Origin of the sequence: Streptomyces sp. NPDC096105 (assembly GCF_044763335.1) — a bacterium.
In the GTDB taxonomy this organism is placed as follows: Bacteria; Actinomycetota; Actinomycetes; order Streptomycetales; family Streptomycetaceae; genus Streptomyces.
Map to the genome: position 1 here is coordinate 115,380 of NZ_JBIWGC010000002.1, position 25,672 is coordinate 141,051.

General features: G+C 72.9%; 23 protein-coding genes and 1 tRNA gene. 16 read left to right on the plus strand and 8 right to left on the minus strand.

Features of this window, described 5'->3' with window-relative positions; translation table 11 throughout:
• Positions 1-103: 103 nt before the first annotated feature.
• Positions 104-1,069, plus strand: coding sequence for a DUF5926 family protein (locus ACIQ8B_RS03300; RefSeq protein WP_403544905.1), 966 nt, complete (start codon positions 104-106; stop codon positions 1,067-1,069).
• Between the two features lie 267 nt (positions 1,070-1,336).
• Here ACIQ8B_RS03300 and ACIQ8B_RS03305 read toward each other — a convergent pair whose 3' ends face one another.
• Positions 1,337-1,603, minus strand: a complete 267-nt coding sequence (locus ACIQ8B_RS03305; RefSeq protein WP_290002108.1) for a hypothetical protein — start codon at positions 1,601-1,603, stop codon at positions 1,337-1,339.
• A gap of 435 nt (positions 1,604-2,038) precedes the next feature.
• Positions 2,039-2,704, minus strand: coding sequence for a bifunctional DNA primase/polymerase (locus ACIQ8B_RS03310; RefSeq protein WP_106413459.1), 666 nt, complete (start codon positions 2,702-2,704; stop codon positions 2,039-2,041).
• 502 nt (positions 2,705-3,206) lie between these two features.
• Here ACIQ8B_RS03310 and ACIQ8B_RS03315 point away from each other — a divergent pair.
• Together ACIQ8B_RS03315 and ACIQ8B_RS03320 are read left to right on the plus strand one after the other, a co-directional pair.
• Positions 3,207-4,718, plus strand: a complete 1,512-nt coding sequence (locus ACIQ8B_RS03315; protein ID WP_403544908.1) for a PP2C family protein-serine/threonine phosphatase — start codon at positions 3,207-3,209, stop codon at positions 4,716-4,718.
• Between the two features lie 117 nt (positions 4,719-4,835).
• A complete protein-coding gene (locus tag ACIQ8B_RS03320; protein ID WP_106413457.1) occupies positions 4,836-6,299 on the plus strand; it encodes an aminopeptidase P family protein in 1,464 nt (487 codons plus the stop codon).
• Positions 6,300-6,364: 65 nt separating this feature from the next.
• On the opposite strand, the gene ACIQ8B_RS03325 is transcribed toward ACIQ8B_RS03320, so the two are convergent.
• The gene (locus tag ACIQ8B_RS03325; protein WP_403544910.1) at positions 6,365-6,820 is read right to left on the minus strand and encodes an ATP-binding protein; all 456 of its coding nucleotides are present in this window, start codon (positions 6,818-6,820) and stop codon (positions 6,365-6,367) included.
• A gap of 220 nt (positions 6,821-7,040) precedes the next feature.
• Here ACIQ8B_RS03325 and ACIQ8B_RS03330 point away from each other — a divergent pair, with 220 nt between their 5' ends.
• The 9 genes from ACIQ8B_RS03330 to ACIQ8B_RS03370 all read left to right on the plus strand — a co-directional run bounded on the left by ACIQ8B_RS03330 (position 7,041) and on the right by ACIQ8B_RS03370 (position 16,902).
• Positions 7,041-7,829, plus strand: a complete 789-nt coding sequence (locus tag ACIQ8B_RS03330; protein WP_403544912.1) for a hypothetical protein — start codon at positions 7,041-7,043, stop codon at positions 7,827-7,829.
• 181 nt (positions 7,830-8,010) lie between these two features.
• Positions 8,011-8,754, plus strand: coding sequence for a YcnI family protein (locus tag ACIQ8B_RS03335; RefSeq protein ID WP_403544914.1), 744 nt, complete (start codon positions 8,011-8,013; stop codon positions 8,752-8,754).
• A gap of 91 nt (positions 8,755-8,845) precedes the next feature.
• Entirely contained in the window at positions 8,846-9,502 is a 657-nt protein-coding gene (locus ACIQ8B_RS03340) for an SCO family protein (protein WP_403544916.1), read from the plus strand.
• A complete protein-coding gene (locus ACIQ8B_RS03345; RefSeq protein ID WP_403544918.1) occupies positions 9,499-9,945 on the plus strand; it encodes a copper chaperone PCu(A)C in 447 nt (148 codons plus the stop codon). The genes ACIQ8B_RS03340 and ACIQ8B_RS03345 overlap by 4 nt, the downstream gene beginning before the upstream one ends.
• Before the next feature lie 13 nt (positions 9,946-9,958).
• Positions 9,959-11,947: a copper resistance CopC/CopD family protein gene (locus ACIQ8B_RS03350; protein WP_403544920.1), complete on the plus strand. Its 1,989-nt coding sequence runs from the start codon at positions 9,959-9,961 to the stop codon at positions 11,945-11,947.
• 6 nt (positions 11,948-11,953) lie between these two features.
• Positions 11,954-13,237, plus strand: coding sequence for an iron uptake transporter deferrochelatase/peroxidase subunit (gene efeB, locus ACIQ8B_RS03355; protein WP_403544922.1), 1,284 nt, complete (start codon positions 11,954-11,956; stop codon positions 13,235-13,237).
• 71 nt (positions 13,238-13,308) lie between these two features.
• Positions 13,309-14,241, plus strand: coding sequence for a prephenate dehydratase (gene pheA, locus ACIQ8B_RS03360; protein WP_290002139.1), 933 nt, complete (start codon positions 13,309-13,311; stop codon positions 14,239-14,241).
• A gap of 574 nt (positions 14,242-14,815) precedes the next feature.
• The gene (gene serS / locus ACIQ8B_RS03365) at positions 14,816-16,093 is read left to right on the plus strand and encodes a serine--tRNA ligase (RefSeq protein WP_106413448.1); all 1,278 of its coding nucleotides are present in this window, start codon (positions 14,816-14,818) and stop codon (positions 16,091-16,093) included.
• The gene (locus ACIQ8B_RS03370; RefSeq protein WP_403544925.1) at positions 16,090-16,902 is read left to right on the plus strand and encodes an HAD family hydrolase; all 813 of its coding nucleotides are present in this window, start codon (positions 16,090-16,092) and stop codon (positions 16,900-16,902) included. The genes serS and ACIQ8B_RS03370 overlap by 4 nt, the downstream gene beginning before the upstream one ends.
• Before the next feature lie 64 nt (positions 16,903-16,966).
• Here ACIQ8B_RS03370 and ACIQ8B_RS03375 read toward each other — a convergent pair.
• The 5 genes from ACIQ8B_RS03375 to ACIQ8B_RS03395 form a co-directional block, all read right to left on the minus strand.
• Positions 16,967-17,056, minus strand: a tRNA-OTHER gene (locus tag ACIQ8B_RS03375).
• 321 nt (positions 17,057-17,377) lie between these two features.
• Positions 17,378-18,097 (minus strand): ABC transporter permease subunit, encoded by a 720-nt coding sequence (locus ACIQ8B_RS03380; protein WP_106413446.1) that lies wholly within the window; start codon positions 18,095-18,097, stop codon positions 17,378-17,380.
• Positions 18,098-18,106: 9 nt separating this feature from the next.
• Entirely contained in the window at positions 18,107-19,018 is a 912-nt protein-coding gene (locus tag ACIQ8B_RS03385) for an ABC transporter ATP-binding protein (RefSeq protein WP_106413445.1), read from the minus strand.
• Positions 19,015-19,929, minus strand: a complete 915-nt coding sequence (locus ACIQ8B_RS03390; RefSeq protein ID WP_403544928.1) for an ABC transporter permease — start codon at positions 19,927-19,929, stop codon at positions 19,015-19,017. Before ACIQ8B_RS03390 ends, ACIQ8B_RS03385 begins: the two co-directional genes overlap by 4 nt.
• A complete protein-coding gene (locus tag ACIQ8B_RS03395; RefSeq protein WP_403545457.1) occupies positions 19,919-20,887 on the minus strand; it encodes an ABC transporter ATP-binding protein in 969 nt (322 codons plus the stop codon). Before ACIQ8B_RS03395 ends, ACIQ8B_RS03390 begins: the two co-directional genes overlap by 11 nt.
• A gap of 172 nt (positions 20,888-21,059) precedes the next feature.
• On the opposite strand from ACIQ8B_RS03395, the gene ACIQ8B_RS03400 reads away from it, so the two are divergent.
• The 4 genes from ACIQ8B_RS03400 to ACIQ8B_RS03415 all read left to right on the plus strand — a co-directional run bounded on the left by ACIQ8B_RS03400 (position 21,060) and on the right by ACIQ8B_RS03415 (position 25,659).
• Positions 21,060-22,817, plus strand: a complete 1,758-nt coding sequence (locus ACIQ8B_RS03400; protein WP_403544930.1) for an SDR family oxidoreductase — start codon at positions 21,060-21,062, stop codon at positions 22,815-22,817.
• Positions 22,818-22,981: 164 nt separating this feature from the next.
• Positions 22,982-23,530 (plus strand): RNA 2'-phosphotransferase, encoded by a 549-nt coding sequence (locus ACIQ8B_RS03405; protein WP_403544933.1) that lies wholly within the window; start codon positions 22,982-22,984, stop codon positions 23,528-23,530.
• A 234-nt stretch (positions 23,531-23,764) separates the two neighbouring features.
• Complete coding sequence (locus tag ACIQ8B_RS03410) at positions 23,765-24,667, plus strand: LLM class flavin-dependent oxidoreductase (protein WP_403544935.1); 903 nt, start codon at positions 23,765-23,767, stop codon at positions 24,665-24,667.
• Between the two features lie 98 nt (positions 24,668-24,765).
• Positions 24,766-25,659 (plus strand): Cof-type HAD-IIB family hydrolase, encoded by an 894-nt coding sequence (locus ACIQ8B_RS03415; protein ID WP_403544937.1) that lies wholly within the window; start codon positions 24,766-24,768, stop codon positions 25,657-25,659.
• Positions 25,660-25,672 lie beyond the last annotated feature (13 nt).

The following is a 25,672-nucleotide window of genomic DNA, read 5'->3' on the forward strand; positions in this document are numbered from 1 at the left end:
GTCGTCCACAGAACGCCCCGTCGTCCACAGGTTCCCGTCAGCCGTGGCGCGAACGGCTAGGCTCGCGCCGTACGAGACGAGTCGTAACCGGGAGACACCCACGATGGCCAAGAAGCGACCCCAGACGAAGGCCAAGCGCCCGCAGCTCACGGACGGGCAGATCCCGGTCGTCGGCGCCCGCGAGCCCTGCCCCTGCGGCAGCGGCCGCCGCTACAAGGCGTGTCACGGCCGCGCCGCCGCGCAGGCGGTGACCGAGCTGGTGCACCGCCCGTTCGAGGGCCTTCCGGGCGAGTGCGACTGGGTGGCGCTGCGCGAGCTGGTGCCGGCCGCGACCGTCGAGCTGACCCTGAAGGACGGCCTGCCCGAGGGCGTCCCGTCCGTCACACTGGCCACGGTGCTCCCGATGGCCTGGCCGGCGCTGCGCCGCGACGACGGCTCGGTGCTGCTCGGCCTGCAGAACGACACCTCTTCCGGGGACATCAGCCGCGACCTCGCCGACACGCTGCGGCGCGCGCTGACCGCCGATCCCGGCACTCCGGTGCAGGCCCGTCGCGCGCCCGCCGACGGCCCCCGGCTGCAGGACCTGCTCGACCCGGAGGGTGCTTTCGAGCCGTTGGTGCACGACGGGTTCGAGTTCTGGGTCCCGGACCCGGAGAACGCCACCCCGGACGTCACCGCCTCCCTGGAGCGGGCCAACGCGGCGGCCATCCCGACCGTCAAGCTGTCGGGCGTGGACTCCGCGTACTGGTGCGAGACGCCCGAGAAGAACCATCTGCGGTGGGTCATGCCGCACCCGGAGGAGCAGCTTCTGGACGCTCTCGCGCGGCTGCACGCGGCGGGCCGTTCCTCCCTCGGTGAGGGCACCCGCCTGGTGGGCTCCTTCCGCGCTCACGGGCTCACGGTGCCGGTCTGGGACCTGCCGAGCGAGGTCCGCGCGGAGGACGTGGAGAAGCCGGCCGCCGAGTTCGCCGAGCGGCTCGCCGACGCGCTGGCGACCGACGCTCCGCTCACCGCGGACGAGCGACGGGCGCGCGGCGGCCTGACGAACCGCCAGGTCACGCTGAGCTGAGAGGCTCCGCGTCCGGCTCCTCAGCGGTGTCCCCGGGCGGCCGGACCGACCGGGGACGCACCACCCGGCCCGTGCGCAACTCCCCGTGCGGGCAAGCCAGTCGGTGACCGGAAACGCCGAGATCGAATTTGCTTACCGCCGATCTCTTGTTACCGTTCCAGTAGCCCGGTTGCTGGTGCATCCCCCGTCGCCAGCAACCGGGTCTTTGCGTGCCCGCGGCGGGCCGCCCTCACGAGCCTCCGTCGTCCGGCGGTTCCAGGTCTCCGCTCACCGGCCCTTCGCCGACGGGGAGTTGCTCCCGGCCCACAGCAGCCACCCGCCCCCCGCGCCGTCCGCGTGGGCGGCGAACTCCGCCACCGCCGTGCAGCGCACGGGCTCGCCCTTCAGGTGCCCCCGCGGCGTCTCGCACAGGGGCGGGCCGTCCCCGGCGTCCGCCGTGCACCGGCTCCGCACGCCGTGCCCCTCCGGGCCGAGGAGGGACGGTGCGGCGTCCAGGGGCGCGCCGGTGGTGTCGTGGTGGTACGCCGCGCCCACATGTCCGCGCCCACACGTCCTCCCCCTGTACCGCCACGCACGTCCGCGCCTCGGCTCCCTCCGGGGAGAACGGTGCGGGACCGCAGCGCAGGGCGGTCGACAGAGGCGTGCCGGGCGGCGCCTGGTCCGCCGTGGGCGTCCGCAGCATGGCGGCGTCCCCGGCCGAGGAGGCCGACGAGACGCCGATACGCCGCTCAGGGACGGACACCGCACGCAGATCGTCCGGACCGGCCGAGGCCGGGCGCCCGGCGTCGTCCCGGCCCGCGGACGCCACCGTCGGCGGCCTGCACGACCGCGCAGGCCGTCGCGACGCCCGCGAGGGCGGTCGCACGGGCTCTGCGGGACGTCCTGGCACGCCCCCCGGCATGACGCGGCATGCCCCGGGAAGACAGCGGCCCGGCACCCGGCACCGGGCGCGGCGCGCGACGGCGCCCCCTACATCTCGGGGGCGCTCACACCCGTACGGGTCAGGGCGTCGACCACCGCGTCCACCACGGCCTCGACATCGGGCACCCAGGGCGCCGCGGAGCCGGGCAGCGGCGCCCGCTCCCAGCGGATCCCGCCCTGCGCGGTGCCGGACGGAGGCAGGGCCAGGTAGCCGCCCTCGCCGTGGAAGCGGAGCGATCCGGGGACGAAGTCCTTGGCGTACAGCAGCTCGCCCAGCTGCTCCAGGGAGTACGGCTTGACGAGGACCGCCCAGCGGGAGGGCGAGGCGACGACCGGGCCGAGCCGCATCCCCCGGCGGTCCAGCGCGGCGAGCGCGCGGGCGGCCGGCAAGGCGGGCAGGGACACCGCGCACGGGGCCTTGCCGCCGGTGGCGAGCACGATCGGCGCCGTCGGCCGGTTGGTCCACCACCAGCGCACCATCCGGACGTCGGTGGTGGCGGCGAGGAGGCCGGGGTCGAACGGGTGGGCGCCCGGCACCGTGCACTCCGGGTCGGGGCAGGCACAGCGGGACCCGTCCTGCGGGTCGGCCGCCACGCCGGGGAGGACGGGCCACTGCCATTGCGCGGCGAAGGTCAGGGCCGCACCGATCAGATCGGGCCCTTCGTCACCGCGCCGGGACAGGAGCCTGCGTCGCCTTCCGAGGATCTCGCGCATGAGCGCTCGTTCCTTTCCGTTGCACGCCTGGCAACACCGTGGACCACTCACGTCATGTGTCGATCACTTCACTGTGCGTACCTGTTGGCGCATCACACCCCCGTGCCAGGCAGGGAGAACCCCTATGGGCCGGGCATGGGCTGCCTCCGCGGCCGTTCCACCCATACAGCGTTCATCAGACGTACGGGTACGGCGTGGGGTGGCGAAGTCTGGCGTTTGCTGTCGCGCGTGGTTCTCTCCGCCTCCGCCACAGGAGGATGGGGCACGGTCGTCGGTGGTTGAGACGCCCGGGTCCGTCGCCAGGTTCCCGGGTGGTTCCCAACCGCCCCTGGCCTTCTCCGAGTACGTACCCATCACGACCGCTGTGACGCTCCGTCGAGCAAGGCCAGTCGACCGCAGCAGGCCTTCCCCTGAGGCAGTTTCAAGCCAATCTCGAATTTCGGCAAGAGGTGTACCGGAAGTTCTCCGCGGCCGCACGGACACCAGGAGTTCCAGCAGGACAATGCTGGACATCTCCTCACGAGTACGTGTACATGTGGAGACACTGCCGGCGGCGCAGAACGACATGGGGGTTTGTGATGCTTTCGAGCAGTACGTACCGGCCGGAAAGCCGGACGCCATGAACGCTCCGCACCCTCCGAAAGTGGCCGGAATCGACTCGACGGTCCCCGCCCCCGCACACACTGTCGCGCCCGCCACGGGCGCCACTCCGTCCGCCGCGGCACACTCCCGGAACGCCCCGGGCGCGCTGCTCCAGGACCGCCTCGCCGGCTGGGTCTCGGACCTCACGACCCTGCACGAACTGACCGAGCGCCTGGTCCGCGCCGGCACGCTCGACGCCGCGCTGGAGGAACTGCTGCGCGCGGGCGCCGCCCTGGTGGGCGCCCGGCGCGGGCTCGTCGCCCTGGAACCCGCCGACGGCCGGGGCCCGTCCACCACCGTCGGATTCGGGCTGGCCCGCGCCGACCTCGGCCACATGGAGACGGTGCCGCGCGGCTCCCTGCCGCACGGCCGGATCCTCGACGGGCCGCCCGGCGGCGACGACGGCGTGGCCGAGCCCGATCTGTTCGCCGAGAAGGGGCTCGACCCCCGGCACCGCGAGGTCGCCGCCCGCCTCGGCTACGCCGCGAGCTACGCCCTCCCCCTCGCCACCGGTTCCGCCGGACGCATCGGCGCGGCCGTCTGGCTCTACGACGAGCCCGCCGAACCGGCCGGACGGCAGCGCCACCTCGTCGGTCTGTACGTCCGGCACGCCGCGGAGCATCTCGCCCGCCTCCTCGAACTGGAGCGGACGCGCGCGTCGATGGCCACGATGACCGAGGAGCTGCTGCCGTCCCGCCTGCCGCGGGTGGCCGGCGTGCAGCTCGCCGCCCGCCACCGCACCTGCCCGAGCGGCGGCGGCGACTGGTACGACGCGCTGCCGCTGCCGGACGCCGCGCTCGGTCTCGCCGTCGGTTCCGTCACCGGCTCCGGGCCCAGCGCGGTCGCCGCGATGGGGCGGCTGCGGGCGTCGCTGCGGGCGTACGCCGTGATGGAGGGCGAGGACCCGGTCGCCGTCCTGTCCGACCTGGAACTGCTGCTGCGGCTGACCGAGCCGGCCCGGTCGGCCACCGCGCTGTTCGGCTACTGCGAGCCGGCGGTGCGCCGGATCACCCTGGCCGGGGCCGGGCACAGCCCGCCGCTGCTGCTCGGCGAGCGCCGCACCGAGTTCGTGGAGACGTCCGTCTCCGCGCCGCTCGGGATGCTCGCCTGCTGGGAGGCGCCCAGCGTGGAGGTCCAGGCGGAGGCGGGCGACACGGTGCTGCTCTACACCGACGGGCTGCTGCACCGCACCGGCGACCCGACCGACCGCGCCTTCGCCCGGCTGCACGCCGCCGCGGCCGGGGTGCCTCGGGCGCTGCGCCGCGACCCCGGCGCCGTCGCCGACCACGTGCTGCGGGCGGTGCTCCCCGAGGGCACGGAGGACGCGGACACCCCGGAGGACGTGGTGCTGCTCGCGGCGCGCTTCGACTGACCCCCCGGGCACGGGTGCCGCTCACTCACCGTGCCTCCGCGGTAACAGGTGCTACCCCGGTTCGTCCGTTTCCGCCCGACCGTACGATGGGGGTGGTCCAGTGCCGTATCGAGGAGGATGACCGTGGCGGAGGAGCTGCCGGAGACCCCGGAGACTGCCGACGAGGAGCCCGTCAAGCAGCGGAAGAACGGCCTGTACCCGGGCGTGTCCGACGAGCTGGCCGAGAACATGAGGAGCGGCTGGGCCGACACGGAGCTCCACGACCTGGAGCCGGTCGCGCAGGCCGCCGAGACGGCCGCCCGCCGCGCGGCGCTGTCCGCCCGCTTCCCCGGGGAGCGCCTGGTGATCCCGGCGGGCAACCTGAAGACCCGGTCGAACGACACGGAGTACCCCTTCCGCGCGTCCGTCGAGTACGCCTACCTCACCGGCAACCAGACGGAGGACGGCGTCCTCGTCATGGAGCCGACGGCCGACGGCCACCAGGAGACGATCTACCTCCTGCCCCGGTCCAACCGCGAGAACGGCGAGTTCTGGCTGGACGGGCAGGGCGAGCTGTGGGTGGGCCGCCGGCACTCCCTCACCGAGGCCGAGAAGCTCTACGGCATCCCCGCCTCCGACGTCCGCGAGCTGGCCGGCGCGCTGCGCGAGGCCACCGGCCCGGTCCGCGTGGTGCGCGGCTACGACGCCGGGATCGAGGCGGCGCTGACCGACAAGGTCACCGCCGAGCGCGACGAGGAACTGCGCGTGTTCCTCTCCGAGATGCGGCTGGTCAAGGACGACTTCGAGATCGGCGAGCTGCAGAAGGCCGTCGACTCGACCGTGCGCGGCTTCGAGGACGTGGTGAAGGTCCTCGACAAGGCCGAGGCGACCAGCGAGCGCTACATCGAGGGAACGTTCTTCCTGCGCGCCCGCGTCGAGGGCAACGACGTCGGCTACGGCTCCATCTGCGCCGCGGGCCCGCACGCCTGCACCCTGCACTGGGTCCGCAACGACGGCCCGGTCCGCTCCGGCGACCTGCTGCTGCTCGACGCCGGCGTGGAGACCCACACGTACTACACCGCCGACGTCACGCGGACCCTGCCGGTCAACGGCCGCTACACCGAGCTGCAGAAGAAGATCTACGACGCCGTGTACGACGCCCAGGAGGCCGGCATCGCGGCGGTCAGGCCGGGCGCCAAGTACCGGGACTTCCACGACGCCGCGCAGCGCGTGCTGGCCGAGCGGCTCGTCGAGTGGGGCCTGGTCGAGGGGCCCGTGGAGCGGGTGCTGGAGCTGGGCCTGCAGCGCCGCTGGACGCTGCACGGCACCGGCCACATGCTCGGCATGGACGTCCACGACTGCGCCGCCGCGCGCACCGAGACCTACGTCGACGGCACGCTGGAGCCGGGCATGGTGCTCACGGTGGAGCCCGGCCTGTACTTCCAGGCCGACGACCTGACGGTGCCCGAGGAGTACCGGGGCATCGGCGTCCGCATCGAGGACGACATCCTGGTCACCGAGGACGGCAACCGGAACCTCTCCGCGGCGCTGCCCCGCCGCTCGGACGAGGTCGAGGCGTGGATGGCGGGCCTCAAGGGCTGACGCACACGACGCGCACAGGGACGAGGGCTCCTCCCGGTCGCCGGGAGGGGTCCTCGTCGCGTACGTCACACCGCCGTCAGCGGGGCGTCCTCACGCCACTTGAGGACCTTGTCGAAGCTCACCACGGCACCGCCCCGGCCCGGCTTGTTGCCGATGTGGACGTGGTCGGCCAGCTGCTCGATGAGACACAGGCCCCGTCCGTGCTCCGCCTCGGCGGGCACGGTCCGCGTGCGGGGGCGGGTCCCGGCGGCGGGGAATCCGGGGCCGGCGTCGGCGACCTCGATGCGGCACTTCTCGCCGTCGAGGTAGGCGGTCACCCGGAACGCCTCGGAGGTGTCGTCGCGCGGGGCGCCGCCGCCGTGCTCCACGGCGTTCGCGCAGGCCTCGCTGAGGGCGACGGAGAGGTCGTAGGAGATCTCGGGGTCGACGCCCGCGGTCTCCATGGTGCCGAGCAGCAGGCGCCGGGCGAGCGGCACGCTGGCGGCATCACGCCGCAGACGGAGTGACCACCAGATGCTCATGCTCCAGCCTCCTGGCTGCGGCTCGACATACCGTTACGTATTGCCCTGAGTGGTCGCCTGTAAGCGCGAAGTTGACGTGACACCGCCCATATGGCGGGTGTACGGAGGAGCTGATCGGTGTATGTGGGACACCGCATCACACAGGTGACCTTACGGTCGTACCTCATCTTGCGGACCTGCCGTACGGCGCCCCCGGTGCTGGTGCGATGATGAGGCCGCCATGTCTGCCCCCCACCCGCGCACGACGCGCGCCGGACGAGGACTCCGGTTCCTGCGGGCCGCGGTGTTCGCCGCGGTCTGCGTCGTGCTGTCCGGGGCAGGCCACTCCCTCGCCTCGTACGACGCCGTCCCGCTGTGGACGCTCGGCGCGGGATTCCTCGCCGCGCTCGCGGTCGCCGCACCGCTCGCCGGACGCGCCCGTCCGCTGCCGGTGATCACGGCGCTGCTGGCCGGCGGGCAGACCGCGCTGCACACGCTGTTCGGACTCGGGCAGCACGGCGCGCCCGCCGCGGGCTCCGCGTCCGACGCCGCGCTGGTCGCCCAGGCCGCCCGTCTGCTGTGCGGGCCCGGCGCGATCAGCCCGGCCGAGGCCGAGCGGGTCCTCGCCGACGCCCGGATCGCACCGCACGGGCCCGCCGCCCACGCGGCCGACGCCGTGGCGGCGGGTCCGGCGGGGTCGCTGCTGCCGTCGCTGCCGATGCTGCTCGGCCACGTCCTCGCCGCCCTGGCCGCGGGCTGGCTGCTGCGGCGGGGCGACCTGGCCCTGCTGCGCCTGGCCGAGCTGTCCGCGCGGGGCGTCGCCGAAGGCGCCCTCGTACGGTCGCTCCGCGGGGCGCTCGCCCTGGTGCGGGCCCTGCGCGCCGGGCTTCCCGGCGCGCCCGAGACGGGCCCGGTCACCCCGCGTACCGCACTGCTCGCACCGCTTCCGCCGCGCTCCGCGGGTCTGCACCACACGGTGGTCCGCCGGGGTCCCCCGGCCGGCGCCTCCGCGCTCGCGCTCGCCGCCTGACGCGGGGCGACCCACCGTCCCGGGGTTTCCGGACGAGGTGAGGGACGCCTCCGTGCGGCACGCGTGTGCGCCGGTTCCGCCGTGTGCGCCCGGCCGTCGTCCCGTGAGGGGAGCGACCGGCCGTCCGCGCCGCGCATCCCTCATCGTCAGCGAAACCTCTACGAAGCGGAGTGCTTCTGCCATGAAGGCTTCCCGTATCGCCGCCGCCGGCGCCGTCGCCGGCTTCACCGTCCTCGCCGTGTCCTCCCCCGGCTTCGCGCACGTCAGCGTGCAGCCCGAGGGTGAGGCCGCGCAGGGCGGCTACGCGGTCGTCGGCTTCAAGGTCCCCAACGAGCGGGACAACGCCTCGACCACCAAGCTCGAGATCACCTTCCCGTCGGACCACCCCCTGGCGTCGGTGATGCCGCAGCCCGTCGAGGGCTGGGACATCAAGGTCACCAAGTCCCGCCTGGCCGAGCCGCTCGAGGTGCACGGCAAGAAGATCGACGAGGCCGTCTCCAAGGTCACCTGGACCGCCAAGGGCGACGGGATCCAGCCGGGCTTCTTCCAGAAGTTCCCGGTGTCCGTCGGCACGCTGCCCGAGGACACCGACGAGCTCGTCTTCAAGGCCCTGCAGACGTACTCCAACAAGGAGGTCGTCCGCTGGATCGAGGTGCCGCAGGAAGGCCAGGACGAGCCCGACCACCCGGCTCCGGTGCTCTCCCTGACCGCGCCCGCCGAGGACGGCCACGGGCACGACGCCGCCGACGACGACGAGGCGTCGGACGACGCGGAGAAGGCCTCCGCCGAGACCTCCGCCGCGTCCGGTGACGACGACTCCGGCGGCACCGACACCACCGCCCGCGTCCTGGGCGTCGTCGGCATCGTGGCCGGCGTCGCGGGCATCGCCTACGGCGTGCTCGCCGGGCGCCGGCGCACCGCCTGAGCCCCCCTCTCCACGGCGCGCGCCGGGGCCGGCCCGCGGCCCCGCGGCCTCCCGGTGCGCGCCGCAGCACACCCACCTTCAGGACCATCCCATGCGCAAGAAGACCCTCGCGGCGGCGGCTCTGCTCGCCGTCGTCCCACTGACCCTCACCGCCTGCGGCGGCGACGACGGCGACGGCGGCTCGCCCGTCTCCGTGGTGTCCGAGGAGACCGGCGGCCAGAAGGCGGCCACCGTCCTCGACAAGCCCTTCGAGAAGCCCGATCTCGTCCTCACCGACACCGAGGGCAAGCCGTACGACTTCCGCGAGCAGACCGCGGGCCGGCCCACGCTGATCTACTTCGGCTACACCCACTGCCCCGACGTCTGCCCGCTGACGATGAACAACATCGCGGTGGCCAAGAAGCAGCTCCCCGAGGAGCAGCAGGACCAGTTGCGGATCGTGTTCGTCACCACCGACCCCGAGCGGGACACCCCCGCCGAGCTCGGCACGTGGCTCGAGGGGATCGACTCCCAGGTCGTCGGCCTGACCGGCGACTTCGCCACCATCCAGGCCGGCGCCCGCACCCTCGGCATCTCCATCGACCCGCCGCGCAAGGACGACAACGGCAAGACCGTCTCCGACCACGGCACCCAGGTCATCGCCTTCTCCCCGAAGACGGACGGCGGTTACGTCCTCTACGGCGAGGACGCCACCGTCGAGGACTACACCCAGGACCTGCCCAAGATCATCAAGGGTGAGAATCCGTGAGGCTCCGCGCGGCCGCCCTGGCCGTGGCCGGCGCGCTGGCCCTGACCGGATGCGGCGGCCCGGACGACGGCACGGCCCGGCTGTCGGTCGGGTCCGCGTACATGCCGCAGCCGGTGTCGGACCTGGCAGCGGGGTTCCTCACGATCACGAACGACGGTGACGCCGCGGACCGGCTGACCTCGGTCAGCAGCGACGTCGCCGGCCGGGTCACCGTGCACGAGACCGTCGACGGGTCGATGCGGGAGGTCGAGTCCCTCGACATCCCGGCCCACGGCAGCCTCGTGCTGGAGAGCGGCGGCAACCATCTGATGTTCGAGCAGCTGAAGCACAAGCCGAAGCAGGGTCAGAGGGTCTCCGTCGAGCTGCGTTTCGCCCACTCCGACCCCGTCACGGTCGAGATCCCGGTGAAGCCGGCCACCTACCGCCCGACGACCGGACACTGAGGGAGACACCCCTGTGACCCAGACCATCGCCCCCCGCGTGCGGACCCTGGTGCTGCTGATCCTGGCCGTCGCCGGTGCGCTCCTCGCCGGGGCCGCTCCCGCCTCCGCGCACGCCGCGCTGACCGGCAGCGACCCCGCGCAGGGGGCGGTGGTCGACACGGCGCCCTCGCAGGTCTCGCTCACCTTCTCGGAGCCGATCGCGGTGAGCGACGACTCCGTACGGGTGCTGGACCCCAAGGGCGAGCGGGTGGACAAGGGCGACCCCGCCAACCCCAGCGGCACCACGTACAGCGTGCGGCTGGTGAGCGGACTGCCCGACGGCACGTACACGGTGGCCTACCAGGTGGTGTCCGCCGACAGCCACCCGGTCGCCGGCGCGTTCACCTTCTCCATCGGCGCGCCCTCGGAGACGACCGTCTCGGTCTCCGCGCAGGGCTCCGACGACGGCCTCGTGGGCTGGCTGTACGGCTTCGGCCGCTACGTCTCCTACGCGGGTTTCGTCGTCATGGCGGGCGGGGCCGCCTTCGTCCTCGCCTGCTGGGGGCCGGGCGCCCGGGTGCGGGCGGTCCAGCGTCTGGTGGTCTCCGGATGGCTCGCGCTCACCGCCGCCACACTGGGCCTGCTGATGCTGCGCGGCTCCTACACCACCTCCGGCAAGGCCGGTGACATCTTCGACCTGACCCTGCTCGGCGACGTGCTCCAGACCAAGACGGGCGCGGCCCTGGTGTCCCGGCTGCTGCTGCTCGCCGCGGCGGCGCTGTTCATCGCGGTGCTGTTCGGGGCGTACGCCCGTACGGCGCCCGCCGGTGGCCCGGACGACCATGCCGACGACGCCGCCGACTCCGACCGCGCGGAGGGCTCCGGGGACGGCGGCGAGCCGGACCAGCGGGACCTGACCTTCGGGCTGGCGGTCGGCGGGACGGTCGTCTCAGCCGGGCTGGCCGCGAGCTGGGCCATGTCCGAGCACGCCTCGCAGGGCATCCAGGCGGGCGTGGCCATGCCGGTTCACGTGGTGCACCTGCTGGCGGTCGCCGCCTGGCTGGGCGGGCTCACCGCCCTCCTCGTCGCGCTCTACCGGGCGCCCGTCGAGACGCCGGTCGGGCGGGACGCCGTCCGGCGGTTCTCGCGCCTCGCCTTTGGCAGCGTGGTCACGCTCGCCGTCACCGGCGTCTACCAGAGCTGGCGGCAGCTCGGCTCGTGGTCCGCCTTCACCGACACCCGGTACGGGCAGCTGCTGCTCGTCAAGATCGTGCTGGTGGCCGTGATGGTCGCGGCCGCCTTCGTGTCGCGCCGCTGGACGCAGCGGCTGGCCGACGCGCGGATGTCCGCCACGGCCGGGGAGGTCGGGCAACCGGCCGGCACCGCCCCGTCGGAGACCCCCGACGCGCAGCAGGCCGAAGCCGGAAAGGACTCCGTACGGGCCGCGCAGCTCGCACGGCAGCGGGCCGCGGCGGAGGCCGCCCGGCAGAAACGGCTGCGGGACGCCGACCCGAACCGGTTCGGACTGCGCCGGTCGGTGCTCGCCGAGGCGGGCGTCGCCGTCGTACTGCTGGCCGTCACCACCGTGCTGACGCAGACCGAGCCGGGCCGCACCGAGCAGGACGCGCGGGCGGCGACGGCCACCTCGTCCTCCGCCGCCGCGGAGACCGGGCAGGGCAGTGGCGCGGTGAGCCTGACCATGCCCTTCGACACCGGCGGCCAGAACGGCAAGGGCGTCGTCTCGATCGACCTCGACCCCGCCCGGGTCGGTGACAACGTGATGCACGTCTACGCCGAGGGACCGGACGGAAAGCCCGTCGACGTCCCCGAGGTGAAGATCGCCCTCACCCTCACCGCCCAGGACATCGGACCGCTGCCCGTCGCCCCCGACCGCATCGCCACCGGACACTGGTCGGCGAGCGGAGTGCAGATCCCCATGGCGGGCGACTGGAAGGTCGAGGTGACCGTACGGACCTCCGACATCGACCAGGTGACCGTCTCCAAGAACGCTCAGATCGGCTGAACCACCATGCCTGACCCTTCCCTGTCGCAGACCCGTGCCCCCGAGGAGGAACCCACGACGGAAACCGCCGCCTCCGGGACGGGCGTCTCACGACGGCGTCTGCTCGGCACGGCCGGCGCCGCCGGGCTCGTGCTCGGGGCGGCGGGCGGGGCCGTCGGCTACGCGGCGGCGCCCTCCGGGGCCACCCCGCTCACCTCGGTCGGCGCCACCCGGGTGCCGTTTCACGTGAAACATCAGCCGGGCATCACCGACCCGCTCCATTCGCGTGGCCATCTCGTCGCCTTCGACCTCATGCCCGGCGCCGGGCGCAAGGAGGCGGCCGCGCTGCTGCGCCGCTGGTCCGACACCGCCCGGCGGCTGATGGCCGGTGAGTTCGACGCCCAGGGCGACAGCGACGTGGCCCGTGACGCCGGACCCTCCTCGCTGACCCTCACCTTCGGGTTCGGGCACAGCTTCTTCGCGCGCACCGGGCTGGAGAAGCAGCGTCCGGCCGCCCTGGACCCGCTGCCCGCCTTCTCCTCCGACCGGCTCGACCGGGCCCGCAGCGACGGCGACCTGTGGGTGCAGATCGGCGCGGACGACGCCCTCGTGGCGTTCCACGCCCTGCGCGCGGTGCACAAGGACGCGGGCGCGGCGGCCCGGGTGCGCTGGCAGATGAACGGCTTCAACCGCTCGCCGGGCGCCACCGTCCGCCCGATGACCACCCGCAATCTGATGGGCCAGGTCGACGGCACCCGCAATCCGAAGCCCGAGGAGCCCGATTTCGACGAGCGGATCTTCGTGCCGGAGCAGGGCGAGCCCGCCTGGATGGCGAACGGCTCCTACGTGGTCGTACGCCGGATCCGCATGCTGCTGGACGACTGGGAGAAGCTGTCGCTCAAGGAGCAGGAGGGCGTCATCGGGCGGCGCAAGTCGGACGGCGCCCCGCTGTCCGGGGGCGACGAGACGACCGAGATGGACCTGGAGAAGACAGACGCCCGGGGCAATCTGGTCGTCCCCGTCAACGCGCACGCGCGGATCACGCGGCCCGACCAGAACGGCGGGGCGGCGATGCTGCGCCGGCCGTTCTCGTACCACGACGGCATCGACGCGGACGGGACGCCCGACGCGGGTCTGCTGTTCATCTGCTGGCAGGCCGATCCGCTGCGCGGCTTCGTGCCGGTGCAGCGCAAGCTCGACCGGGGTGACGCCCTGACGCCGTTCATCCGCCACGAGGCCAGCGGGCTGTTCGCGGTCCCGGGCGGGGCGGCGGAGGGCGAGTATGTGGGCCAGGCTCTGCTGGAGGGATGAGAACCGCGCGGAGTCACCCTCGCGAGCTGTCTCGGGAGTTGCCGTCGGCGTGGGCCCATTAGGGTGAGGTCATGCCAGCGAGCTATGCGTATCTCGGCCCAGAGGGCACCTTCACCGAAGTCGCCCTGCGCACGCTTCCCGAAGCGGCCACGCGTGAGCTGGTCCCGTACGTGTCCGTGCAGTCCGCGCTCGACGCGGTGCGCGCCGGCGAGGCCGAGGCCGCTTTCGTCCCCATCGAGAACTCGGTGGAGGGCGGGATCACCACCACCCTCGACGAGCTGGTCGCGGGCACCCCGCTGATGATCTACCGCGAGGTGCTGCTGTCGATCACCTTCGCGCTGCTGGTCCGCCCGGGCACCGAGCTGTCGGACATCAAGACGGTGACCGCCCACCCGGCCGCCCAGCCGCAGGTGCGCAACTGGCTCCGTACGCACCTGCCCGACGCCGTCTGGGAGTCGGCCGCCTCGAACGCGGACGGTGCGCGGCTGGTCCAGGAGGGCCGGTACGACGCCGCCTTCGCCGGCGAGTTCGCGGCGGCCCGGTACGGGCTGGAGGCGCTGGAGACGGGCATCCACGACGCGGAGAACGCCCAGACGCGGTTCGTGCTGGTGGGCCGGCCCGCGCGTCCGGCGGCGCCGACCGGGGCGGACAAGACCTCGGTGGTCCTGTGGCAGCGCGACGACCACCCGGGCGGTCTGCGCGACCTGCTGGGTGAGTTCGCCACCCGCGGCATCAACCTGATGCTGCTGCAGTCGCGGCCGACCGGAGCCGGCATCGGCAACTACTGCTTCTGCGTCGACGCCGAGGGGCACATCTCCGACCGTCGGATGGCGGAGGCGCTGATGGGCCTGAAGCGCATCTGCCTCCAGGTGCGTTACCTCGGCTCGTACCCGAGGGCGGGCGTGCGGCCCGGTGAGGTGGGGCCGCCGTACCCGGGGACGTCGGACGAGGAGTTCATGGGGGCGGCGGACTGGGTGGCGCGCTGCCAGGACGGCCGGTTCTGAGGGGCGGTCCCGGGCCGGTGCAGGGGCGGCGGGAACCGGCCTGCCTGTCGCTGGTCATTGTCCACAGAAGTTATCCACAGGTCAGCTTCTCGACCTGGGGACAAGTCGACACCGAGCCGCCCTTCGGTCGACAAAGCGCCCCACAGGCCATGAGCGCGTTCATTCCGCATCGGCCCGCGCTTCGTCCACTCTTTTGCGGTGATCAACCCTTTGGAGGGATCCCTTACCTCTCAAAAGTGGCGATAGGGGGAGTTCCCGCAGGAGAACACCGCCTTCGGCCGAGCCCTTCGGAGTGATCGATTCCGGTGTCCACAGATCTTCCCCACAACCTGTGGATAACTTTTCGCGCGATGTGGAAAGCTGTGGACAGCCAGACCCCAAGTCCCGTTCCGCACAAGGGTTTCCGGTCAACCCGGAGCCTCATGACCGACCCTTTCCGGTGATGGCGCTTCCCGTATTGACCTCGAAACGGCCGTGAAGAACACACCCGGCAATTCACGTGCAAAGGGACGCACAGCGCGGTGCCGCAACAGTCGGTCGTGAGCCGTCGCCCCGCACCGGTAGCCTTGACCGCGTGATTGACCTTCGCCTGCTCCGTGAGGACCCCGACCGTGTGCGCGCTTCGCAGCGCGCCCGTGGAGAGGACGTCGCGCTCGTCGACGCCCTCCTGTCTGCCGACGAACGGCGCAGGTCGTCCGGCGTCCGCTTCGACGAGCTGCGCGCCGAGCAGAAGTCGCTCGGCAAGCTCATCGGCAAGGCGGCCGGCGACGAGAAGGCCGAGCTGCTCAAGAAGGCCGAGCAGCTCAAGGCCGACGTCAAGGCCGCCGATGCCGAGCGCGACGCCGCCGACGCCGAGACCCAGGAGCTCCTGCTCAGGCTGAGCAACCTCGTCCACCCCGACGTGCCCGTCGGCGGCGAGGAGGACTTCGTCACGCTGGAGACGCACGGCACCGTCCGCGACTTCGCCGCCGAGGGCTTCGAGCCCAAGGACCATCTGGAGCTCGGCCAGCTCCTCGGCGCGATCGACGTCGAGCGCGGCGCCAAGGTCTCCGGCAGCCGCTTCTACTTCCTGACCGGCGTCGGCGCGCTGCTCGAGCTGGCCCTGGTGAACGCCGCGATGGCGCAGGCCACGGCGGCCGGCTTCACGCCGATGCTGACCCCGGCGCTGGTGCGCCCCCAGTCGATGGCGGGCACCGGCTTCCTCGGCCAGGCCTCGCAGGACGTCTACCACCTGGACAAGGACGACCTGTACCTGGTCGGCACGTCCGAGGTGGCCCTGGCCGCCTACCACATGGACGAGATCCTGGAGGCCGACCGGCTGCCGCTGCGCTACGCGGGCTTCTCACCCTGCTTCCGCCGCGAGGCCGGCTCGCACGGCAAGGACACCCGGGGCATCTTCCGCGTCCACCAGTTCGACAAGGTGGAGATGTTCTCCTACGTCACCCCGGAGGAGTCGCAGGAGGAGCACCGGCGGCTGCTGGAGTGGGAGAAGCAGTGGCTGACCTCGCTCGAGCTGCCGTTCCGCGTCATCGACGTCGCCTCGGGCGACCTGGGCTCCTCGGCCGCCCGCAAGTACGACTGCGAGGCGTGGATCCCGACGCAGGGCAAGTACCGCGAGCTGACCTCGACCTCGGACTGCACCGAGTTCCAGTCACGCCGCCTGCAGATCCGGGTGCGTGAGGACAAGAAGGTGCGCCCGCTGGCCACGCTCAACGGCACGCTGTGCGCCGTACCGCGCACCATCGTGGCGATCCTGGAGAACCACCAGCAGCCCGACGGATCGGTGCGCGTGCCCGAGGTGCTGCGCCCCTACCTGGGCGGCCGCGAGCTCCTGGAACCGGTCGCCAAGTGAGCGGCGCGCCGTCCCCCTTCCCGTACCGGCTCGTCGCCACCGACCTGGACGGCACGCTGCTGCGTGACGACCACTCGGTGTCCGGACGCACCCGTGAGGCACTCGCCGCGGCCACCGCGGCGGGTGCCGCGCACATCGTCGTCACCGGCCGCGCGGTGCCCTGGACCCGCCCGATCCTCGAGGACCTCGGCTACCAGGGCCTCGCGGTCTGCGGCCAGGGCGCCCAGGTGTACGACGCCGGGACGGGCCGGCTGCTGACCTCCGTGACGCTGGACCGGCAGCTCGCCGGGGTGGCGCTCGCCAAGATAGAGGCGGAGGTCGGCCCGCTGCACCTGGCGGCGAGCCGGGACGGCCTGGACGGCGAGGTGCTGGTCGGGCCGGGTTACGACGTCGTCGGCGCGCTGCCGGCGACGCCGTTCACGGACGCCTCGGACCTGTGGGCGGCCCCGCTGAACAAGCTGTACATCCAGCATCCGGAGCTGAGCTCGGACGAGCTGGCCGCGGCGGCCGAGCGCACCGCGGGCGGTTTCGTCACCGTCGTCATGGCGGGCGAGGGCATCGTGGAGCTGCTGCCGCTCGGGCTGTCCAAGGCGACGGGGTTGTCGCTCGCCGCCCGCCGGCTCGGCGTGAAGGCGGCGGAGACGATCGCCTTCGGCGACATGCCCAACGACATCCCGATGTTCGCCTGGGCCGGCCACGGCGTCGCCATGGCCAACGCCCACCGTGAGCTGCGGGCGGTCGCCGACGAGGTGACGGCGTCCAACGAGGACGACGGCATCGCGGTGGTGCTGGAGCGCCTGCTGGGCTGACGTCCCTGCGCTGAGCGCCGCTCACCGCGCCTACGGCGTCCGGCGTCCGGCGTCCGGCGTCCGGCGGAGGATGCACGGATCGAACGTGCGCGGGCTTTCCGGGCCCGACCGCGGCTTGAACCAAGCCGGTGCCTTACCACTCGGCCAATCCTCCGGGTGGGCGGCCCGCGCGCCCTCATGTGCGCGCGCTCGAAGCGGCCGCCCCGGGCAGGTCCTCGGGGGGACTCGAGGGAGCAGTAGGGATTACTCCGGAGTCCGCCGCGGGCTGCCCCGACGGGAACGGGACGTACTGCCGTGCATGGGCATGGTCCCGCTCCTCTCCCGGCTCACGGTCGCCGGACGTTCCCGGCGATGCGGACACCTCACTGTGCCCGGCCGGACACATCGCGCGCCACCGAATAAAACGGCCGGAGACGGCGAAGGGCGGTGCCGCCGGTGAGCGGCACCGCCCTCGCGCTTCCCGGAGGAGGTGCCCTCACTCCTCGCCGGCGAGCGTCAGCGTGCGCAGCTTCTGGCCGGCGTACCAGGTGGCCAGCACCGTGACGGCGACCAGCGCGACCGTCGCCGTGGTCAGGCCCACGTCCGAGGTGACCAGCTCGCCGCCCGCCACCTTCTCCGCCACGGCGAGGGACCACTGCTGGACGCTCAGCGTGCGCGCGCCGGGCACCAGGGAGCCGAACAGCGCCTCCCAGACCAGCGCGTACACCAGGCCGAGGACCACCGCGTGCCGCGAGACCGTGCCGAGCAGCAGGAACAGCGCCGCGTAGGCGATCGAGGCGACCAGGGCGGCCACCGTGTAGGCGACCGCGACCTGCCGGCCGTTGCCGTTGAGGACGAAGCCCGCGATCAGCGTCGGCACCGCGGAGAACACCATGGTGACGGCGACGGCGACGATCAGCTTGGTGTAGATGATCGTCGGCCGCTTGATCGGCTTGGACAGCAGGTACACCACCGAGCCGTCGTCGATCTCCGGGCCGATCGCGCCGGTGCCCGCGATGACGCCGATGATCGGCACCATGGTGGCGAGCGCCAGGCCGCCGAGGACGTCGGCGGCGGTCTGGTCGTCGGCGCCGGCGAGGGCGCGCACCGCCAGGGAGATCACGAGGAGCAGCAGGGGCAGTGCGCCCAGGATGAGGGCCCGGCGACGGCCGAGCAGGGCCCGGTAGGTGAGCCGGGCGACTGTGGGGTCGTACATCAGGGCCTCCTACGCCGCGACCAGGTACGAGAACACGGACTCGAGGGACTCGTCGGACGGCGAGACCGTGAGCAGGCGGATGCCGTGCTCCCTCGCGACCTTCGGCAGCAGCGCGGTGAAGCGGCCGAAGTCGACGGCCTGGATACGCAGGGCGCCCTCCGTGACGTCCACCTCGATGCCGGACGTGGACGGGTCGGCGATCAGCGCGGCCGCGAGGGCGCGGTCGTCGCTGGAGCGGACCAGGTAGCGGTGCGGGCGGTCCGTCATCAGGCGGCGGATCCGGCGGAAGTCACCGCTGGCCGCGTGCCGGCCGGCGACGACGACCTCGATGTGCCAGGCGAGCTGCTCGACCTCTTCGAGGATGTGGGAGGAGAACAGCACGGTGCGGCCCTCGTCGCCCATCCGCCGCAACAGGTCCATCAGCTGCATGCGCTGGCGCGGGTCCATGCCGTTGAACGGCTCGTCCAGCAGGAGCAGCGACGGGTCGTGGACCAGCGCGGAGGCCATCTTCACCCGCTGCCGCATGCCCTTGGAGTAGGTGGCGATCTTGCGGTCCTGCGCGTACTCCATCTCCACCGTGGCGAGCGCCTTCTGGGCGGCCTTGGCGCCCAGGCCGTGCAGCTCGGCGTTGGCGAGGACGAACTCGCGGCCGGTGAGGAAGTCGTACATCGCCTCGCGCTCGGGGACGATGCCGATGTGCCGGTAGATCCTCTCGTTCCGCCACACCTGCTCGCCGTCGAGGGTGACGGTGCCGGTGGAGGGGGCGAGGAAGCCGCCCATCATGTTGATCAGGGTGGACTTGCCGGCGCCGTTGGGGCCGAGCAGGCCGGTGACGCCGGGGCCGATGGTCATGGTGACGTCGTTGACGGCGACCACGTTGCCGAACCAGCGGGAGACGTGGTCGATGCTGAGGGTTGTCACAGGCCCACCTTCTTGTAGCGGCGCATCAGGAGGCCGTAGCTGGCGGCGATCAGGCCGAGGGTGAACAGGACGTAGACGACGCCCTCCGCGTGGGTCGGGCCCACACCGCCCGGGAAGACCGAGGTCGCGCCCAGGAAGGCGGACTGGACGCCGTCGATGAGGGTGATCGGCGAGAACAGGCCGATCCAGGCGATGCCGTCGCCGCTGTTCTGGACCTCTGCGATCGCCTGGAGGGTGGAGACCGCACCGTAGGAGATGGTCAGGACGGCGATCACGGCGGCGATGCCGAAGCCGCGGCGCGGCGTGACCGACGCGATGACCAGGCCGATGCCGGCGAAGAGCAGTGAGAGCAGGGCCACGGACACCAGTCCCTGAGCGAATCCCTTGGTCTGGTCGGTGAAGTCGAGCTTGGCCAGCAGCGCCCCGACGTACAGCACCAGCAGCGGCGCCGCGGTCAGGATGAACAGGGCGGAGGCCAGCGCGGCGTACTTGGCGCGGACGTAGTCGGCGGTCTCGATGGGCCGCGAGAAGTACAGCGGCACCGTCTTGAAGCGCAGGTCGCGGGAGACCGACTGGGGTGCCTGCGAGGCGACGTACAGGCTGATGACCGCCTGCATGACGATCGCGTAGCGCGTGTAGTCGAGCGGCAGGTCCTTCGCCTTGGCGGCGACCGCGACGGCCACCATGATCGCGGCCGGCACGCACATCACCACGAACAGCAGCATCGGCAGCACCTTGGACTTCACCGAGCGGCCGAGGCCGTAGGCGCCGCGCAGGGACTGCGAGTACAGCGAGAGCCTGGCGTACGAGCGGCCGAGGCGCGGTCCGTCGTAGGAGCGGTAGCCGATGTTGTGGATACGGGTGTCACCCGACGGGGTGGCTGGTGCCTGCAGGGACTGCTCAGCCGCCATGGCCGACCGCCTCCTTCCGCTGCGCGTCGTCCGCGTCGTTCGTGAAGACCTCGGCGATCTGGTGCCGCCGCTGTTCCATGCGCACCAGGCCGAGGCCCAGGTCCGCAATCACGTCCCGGACCAGGTCGTAGGTGTCCTCGCCCTGCGCGGTGAGCAGCAGGACGCGCCCGGCGCCCGGCAGTCCGCTGCCGTCCTGGACGGTCACCCCGCGCGCGTGGAGCGCCTCGCGCGCCGCGCGGGTGCCGTCGGGGTGCTCGTCGGTGTCGGTGACCTCGATCGCGAGGGTGGTGGTGGTCTGCGTGAAGTCCCGGGTGGAGCTGGAGCGCAGCAGCTTGCCGCCGTCCACCACGACGACGTGGTCGCAGGTGCGTTCCAGCTCGCCCAGCAGGTGGGAGGTGACCAGGACCGAGATGCCGAAGTCGGAGTGGATGCGGCGGATGAGGCCGAGCATCTCGTCGCGGCCGACCGGGTCGAGGCCGTTGGTCGGCTCGTCCAGGAAGACCAGCCGCGGGTCGTGCACCAGGGCCTGCGCGAGCTTCACCCGCTGCTTCATGCCGGTCGAGTAGCCGCCGATGGGGCGGTAGCGCTCCTCGTACAGGCCGACGTGGCGCAGGGTGTCCGCGGTGCGCTCCCGGGCCGCGGTGGCCGGCAGTCCGGACATGCGCGCCATGTGGACGACGAACTCGGTGGCCGAGACGTCCGGGGGCAGGCAGTCGTGCTCGGGCATGTAGCCGACCCGCTCCCGGATGACGGCGCCCTCGGTGGCGACGTCGAGGCCGAGCACTTCGGCGCGGCCCTCCGTGGCGGGGGACAGACCCAGCAGGATCTTGATCAACGTGGACTTGCCGGCCCCGTTGGCTCCGACGAGTCCGGTCACACCGGGCCCGACGTCCACGGAGAGCCGGTCAAGCGCGGTCACCCGGGGGAACCGCTTGCTCAGGCTTTCGGTCGCGATCACAGTCACCCTCATGACGGTAGTGACCCGTACCACTGCGGTCGTCAGACCGCGGGGTCGTCTTGGGGTCCCCCTGGAGTCGTACGCGCCCGTAGGGGACACCCTGCCTGAGAGTTATGCACAGCTCGGGGTCCGTTGTTGACGGGGTGTCCGAACAGCTGCGAGATTCGCCGGTGTGACGGGACTCGAGGGTGCGCGGGAGCGCCGGGTGCGGACCGGCGGGGTCGAGCTGTGCGTGGCCGAGCTGGGCGACCCGGAGCGCCCCACGGTCGTCCTGGTGCACGGCTACCCGGACAGCAAGGAGGTGTGGTCGCGGGTCGCGCCGCGCCTCGCCGGACGGTTCCACGTGGTGGCCTACGACGTCCGCGGGCACGGCCGGTCGACGGCGCCGCGTCCGCTGCGCGGCGGGTTCACGCTGGAGAAGCTGACGGACGACTTCCTGGCCGTGGCGGACGCGGTGAGCCCGGACCGGCCGGTGCACCTGGTGGGGCACGACTGGGGCTCGGTGCAGGGGTGGGAGTTCGTCACGGTGCCGCGTGCGCGGGAGCGGATCGCGTCGTTCACCTCGGTCTCGGGTCCCTCGCTGGACCACTTCGGACACTGGATCAACCGCCGCGTGGCCCGGCCGACCCCGCGCCGGGCGGTGCAGCTGCTGGGCCAGGGCGCCCGGTCCTGGTACGTCTACGCGCTGCACACCCCCGTGCTGCCCGAGCTGGCCTGGCGCGGGCCGCTCGGCCGGAGCTGGCCCCGGCTGCTGGAGCGCGCGGAGCGGGTGCCCGGCGACGGCTACCCGACGGCGTCCCTGCCGTCGGACGCCGCGCACGGCGCCTGGCTCTACCGGGACAACGTGCGGCCGCGACTGCGCGACCCGCGCCCCGACGCCTACGCCTACGTTCCCGTGCAGCTCGTCACACCGCTGGGGGACCGGTTCCTCTCGCCGCGGATCCACGACGGCCTGGAGCGGTGGGCGCCCCGGCTGACCCGGCGCACCCTGTCCTCGGGCCACTGGGCGCCGCGCAGCCGGCCCGACCAGCTGGCCACCTGGATCACCGACTTCGTGACGTCCGTGGAGGACGGGCGGCCCGAGGGGCGGGCCCGGGGCCGGTACGCCGACCGGTTCGGCGGGCGGCTGGTGCTGGTGACGGGCGCGGGGAGCGGCATCGGACGGGCCATCGCGCTGGCGTTCGCCGAGGCGGGCGCGCGGGTGGTGGCGGTCGACCGGGACGCCGACGCGGCACTCCGCACCGCCGGGGAGGCCCGTGCGCGCGGTGCCGTGGACGCCTGGGCGGAGACGGCGGACGTGGCCGACGAGCGGGCCGTGGAGAAGCTCGCCGAGCGGGTCACCGCCGCGCACGGGGTGGTGGACGTGCTGGTGAACAACGCGGGCGTCGGCCTGGGCGGTTCCTTCCTCGACACCACGACGGAGGACTGGAAGCGGGTCCTCGACGTCAACCTGTGGGGCGTGATCCACGGCTGTCTGCACTTCGGGAGGCGGATGGCGGAGCGCGGACAGGGCGGCCACATCGTCAACGTGGCGTCCGCGGCCGCGTTCCAGCCGTCGAGGTCGCTGCCCGCCTACGGGGCGTCCAAGGCGGCGGTGCTGATGCTCAGCGAGTCCCTGCGGGCCGACCTGGCGGAGCGGGGGATCGGCGTGACGGCGGTGTGCCCGGGGTTCGTCACCACGGGGATCGCCTCCACCGCGCGCTTCGCCGGCACGGACGCGGCGGAGGAGCGGCGCAGGCGGGGGAAGGCGGCCCGGCTGTACCGGCTGCGGAACTACCCGCCGGAGAAGGTCGCCGCCGCGGTCCTGCGGGCGGTGGTGCGCGACGAGGCGGTCGTGCCGGTCACCCCGGAGGCGCGGACCGCGTACGCGCTGGCGCGCTGGCTGCCGGGGGCCGCGCGGAGGATCGCGCGGGTGAGACCGCCGGTGTGACCGTCTGCCGGGTGTGCCCGGCGCGACCGTTCCGTCCTGTGTAAGGCGGCTCGGTTGTCCACAGAATCCCACGCTCGGCTGTGGATAACCTCACTTGTCTGTGGATCAAACCTTCGGACATAAATCGATCGCGTGATGCGCGTCTCTCTCGGCACTCTGAACAGATGGACGAAAGACGCATCGTGCGGGTGTCGAAGTACCTCGCCAAGCACCTGCGCCACCAGCCCGGGAGGATCGGGCTGACCCCCGACGCGGCCGGCTGGGTCGAGATCGACGCGCTGATCGACGCGGCGGCGGAGCACGGCTTCCCGCTCACCCGGGAGGAACTGGACCACGTCGTCGCCGCCCATGACAAACGGCGTTTCGCCGTCGAGGACACCCGGATCCGCGCCAGTCAGGGACACACCATCCCCGTGGACCTCCGGCTGCCGCCCGCCGTCCCTCCGGCCTGGCTTTACCACGGCACCGTCGCCCGGAACCTGGAGGCGATCCGTGCCGAGGGCCTGCGGCCGATGAACCGGCACGCCGTGCACCTGTCCGCCGACCGCGAGACCGCCACCCGCGTCGGCGCCCGCCGGGGCCGGCCGGTGGTGCTGCCGGTCGACGCGGGCGCCATGCACCGCGACGGCCGTGTCTTCCACGTCAGCGCCAACGGCGTCTGGCTGACCGAGGCCGTCCCGACCCGTTATCTGCGCTTCGCCGAGGACCGGTAGGCCGTGCTCGACGGCATGAAGCGTCTGCCCCCGCCGAGGCCGGCGTCACCGCCCTCCGGGCTGTCTCCTCGTCGCGCCGCTCCCGGGGACCGGACGCACAAGGAGTTGATCCCGAGGACCGTCCACGGCTGAACGCCCGGGTGCGGCGCCGGGCGAGCCCCGGGAGCCCGGACGTCCTCACGGGTGCAGGGTGTGTTTCACGTGAAGCCGGACGCGCCGCTTAGGCTCGGTGGCATGAGCCTGCGCCTGAGCACCGTGATCCTCCCGTACCGCCGCTGGCACGAGGGCAGCCGTTCCGCCTGGGTGCGGGCCGAGGAGCTCGGCTTCCACGCGGGCTACACCTACGACCACCTGTCCTGGCGCAGCTTCCGCGACGGCCCCTGGTTCGGCGCCGTCCCGACGCTCACCGCCGCCGCGGGCGTGACCGAGCGGATGCGTCTGGGCACGCTGGTGACCTCGCCGAACTTCCGGCACCCGGTCACCCTCGCCAAGGAGCTCATCTCCCTCGACGACATCTCCGGCGGCCGGGTCACCCTCGGCATCGGCGCGGGCGGCACCGGCTTCGACGCCACCGCCCTCGGCCAGGAACCGTGGACCCCGCGCGAGCGCGCCGACCGCTTCGCCGAGTTCGTGCCCCTGCTGGACCGGCTGCTCACCGAGGACACGGTGTCGTACGAGGGCGACTTCTACGCGGCGCACGAGGCGCGCAACGTCCCCGGCTGTGTCCAGCGGCCCCGGCTGCCGTTCGCCGTGGCGGCGACCGGACCGCGCGGACTGCGGCTCGCCGCTCGCCACGGACAGGCGTGGGTGACCACCGGCGACCCGAAGCTGTACGAGAGCGGCACGCCCGGGCAGTCGGTTCAGGCCATTCGCCACCAGGCGGAGAAGCTCGCCGACGCCTGCGCCGAGATCGGCCGGGACGTCACCGAACTGGACAAGATCCTGCTCACCGGGTTCACCCCGGACCGGGGCCGCCCGCTGGAGTCCCTGGAGGCGTTCGTCGACTTCGCCGGCCGCCACATCGAGCTGGGATTCACCGAGATCGTGCTGCACTGGCCCATCCCCGGCTCCGACTTCGCGGCGGACCAGAAGGTCTTCGAACGGATCGCGATGGAGGCCCCGGCGCAGCTGCGATGAGCGAGGACGGGCGCCGCCCTCCCGAGGAGGAGCGAGAAGCCGCTGGTGACATCGGTAATCACTCAGATGTGCGGAGTCCCGCACGGCCGTGCGGGCATATGCGGGACAATGGCGGGGTGACCTCAGCGATCCGAGAGCCCGAGACCCCGGCCGCCACCACCCCACCGCGGCTCATCGCCACCGACCTCGACGGCACCCTGCTCCGCGACGACAAGTCGGTGTCCCCGCGGACCGTCACGGCCCTCGCCGCCGCCGAGGAGGCGGGCATCGAGGTCTTCTTCGTCACCGGCCGCCCGGCCCGCTGGATGGACGTGGTCAGCGACCACGTGCACGGCCACGGCCTCGCCATCTGCGGCAACGGCGCCGCCGTCGTCGACCTGCACGGCGGTCCGGGCGCGCACCGCTTCGTCAAGGTGCGCGAGCTGCCTCGCGGCAACGCCCTGGACGCGGTGGGCCTGCTGCGCGACGCCGCCCCGGGCACGGTGTACGCCGTGGAGCAGACCTACGGCTTCCACCAGGAGCCGGCGTACCCGAAGCTGCACATGGAGACACCGGACGGCCTGGCGCCCGTCGAGGAGCTGCTGGCCCCGGACTCCCCCACCGGCGCCGAACCGGTGCTGAAGATCCTCGCGTACCACCCCGAGATGGAGCCGGACGCGTTCCTCACCCTGGCCCGGCTCGCCATCGGCGACCGCGCCACCGTGACCCGCTCCAGCCCGAGCGCCCTGCTGGAGATCAGCGGGCCCGGCGTCTCCAAGGCGAGCACCCTCGCGCTGTGCTGCGCCGAGCGCGGCATCTCGCACGAGGAGGTCGTCGCCTTCGGGGACATGCCGAACGACGTCGAGATGCTGACCTGGGCGGGCCGTTCCTACGCGATGGGCAACGCCCACCCGGACGTGCTCGCCGCCGCCTCGGGCCGCACGGTCGCCAACAACGACGACGGCGTGGCCGTGGTGATCGAGCAGCTGCTGAACGAGCGGACGCGGGCGTAACGCGCCTGCGGCT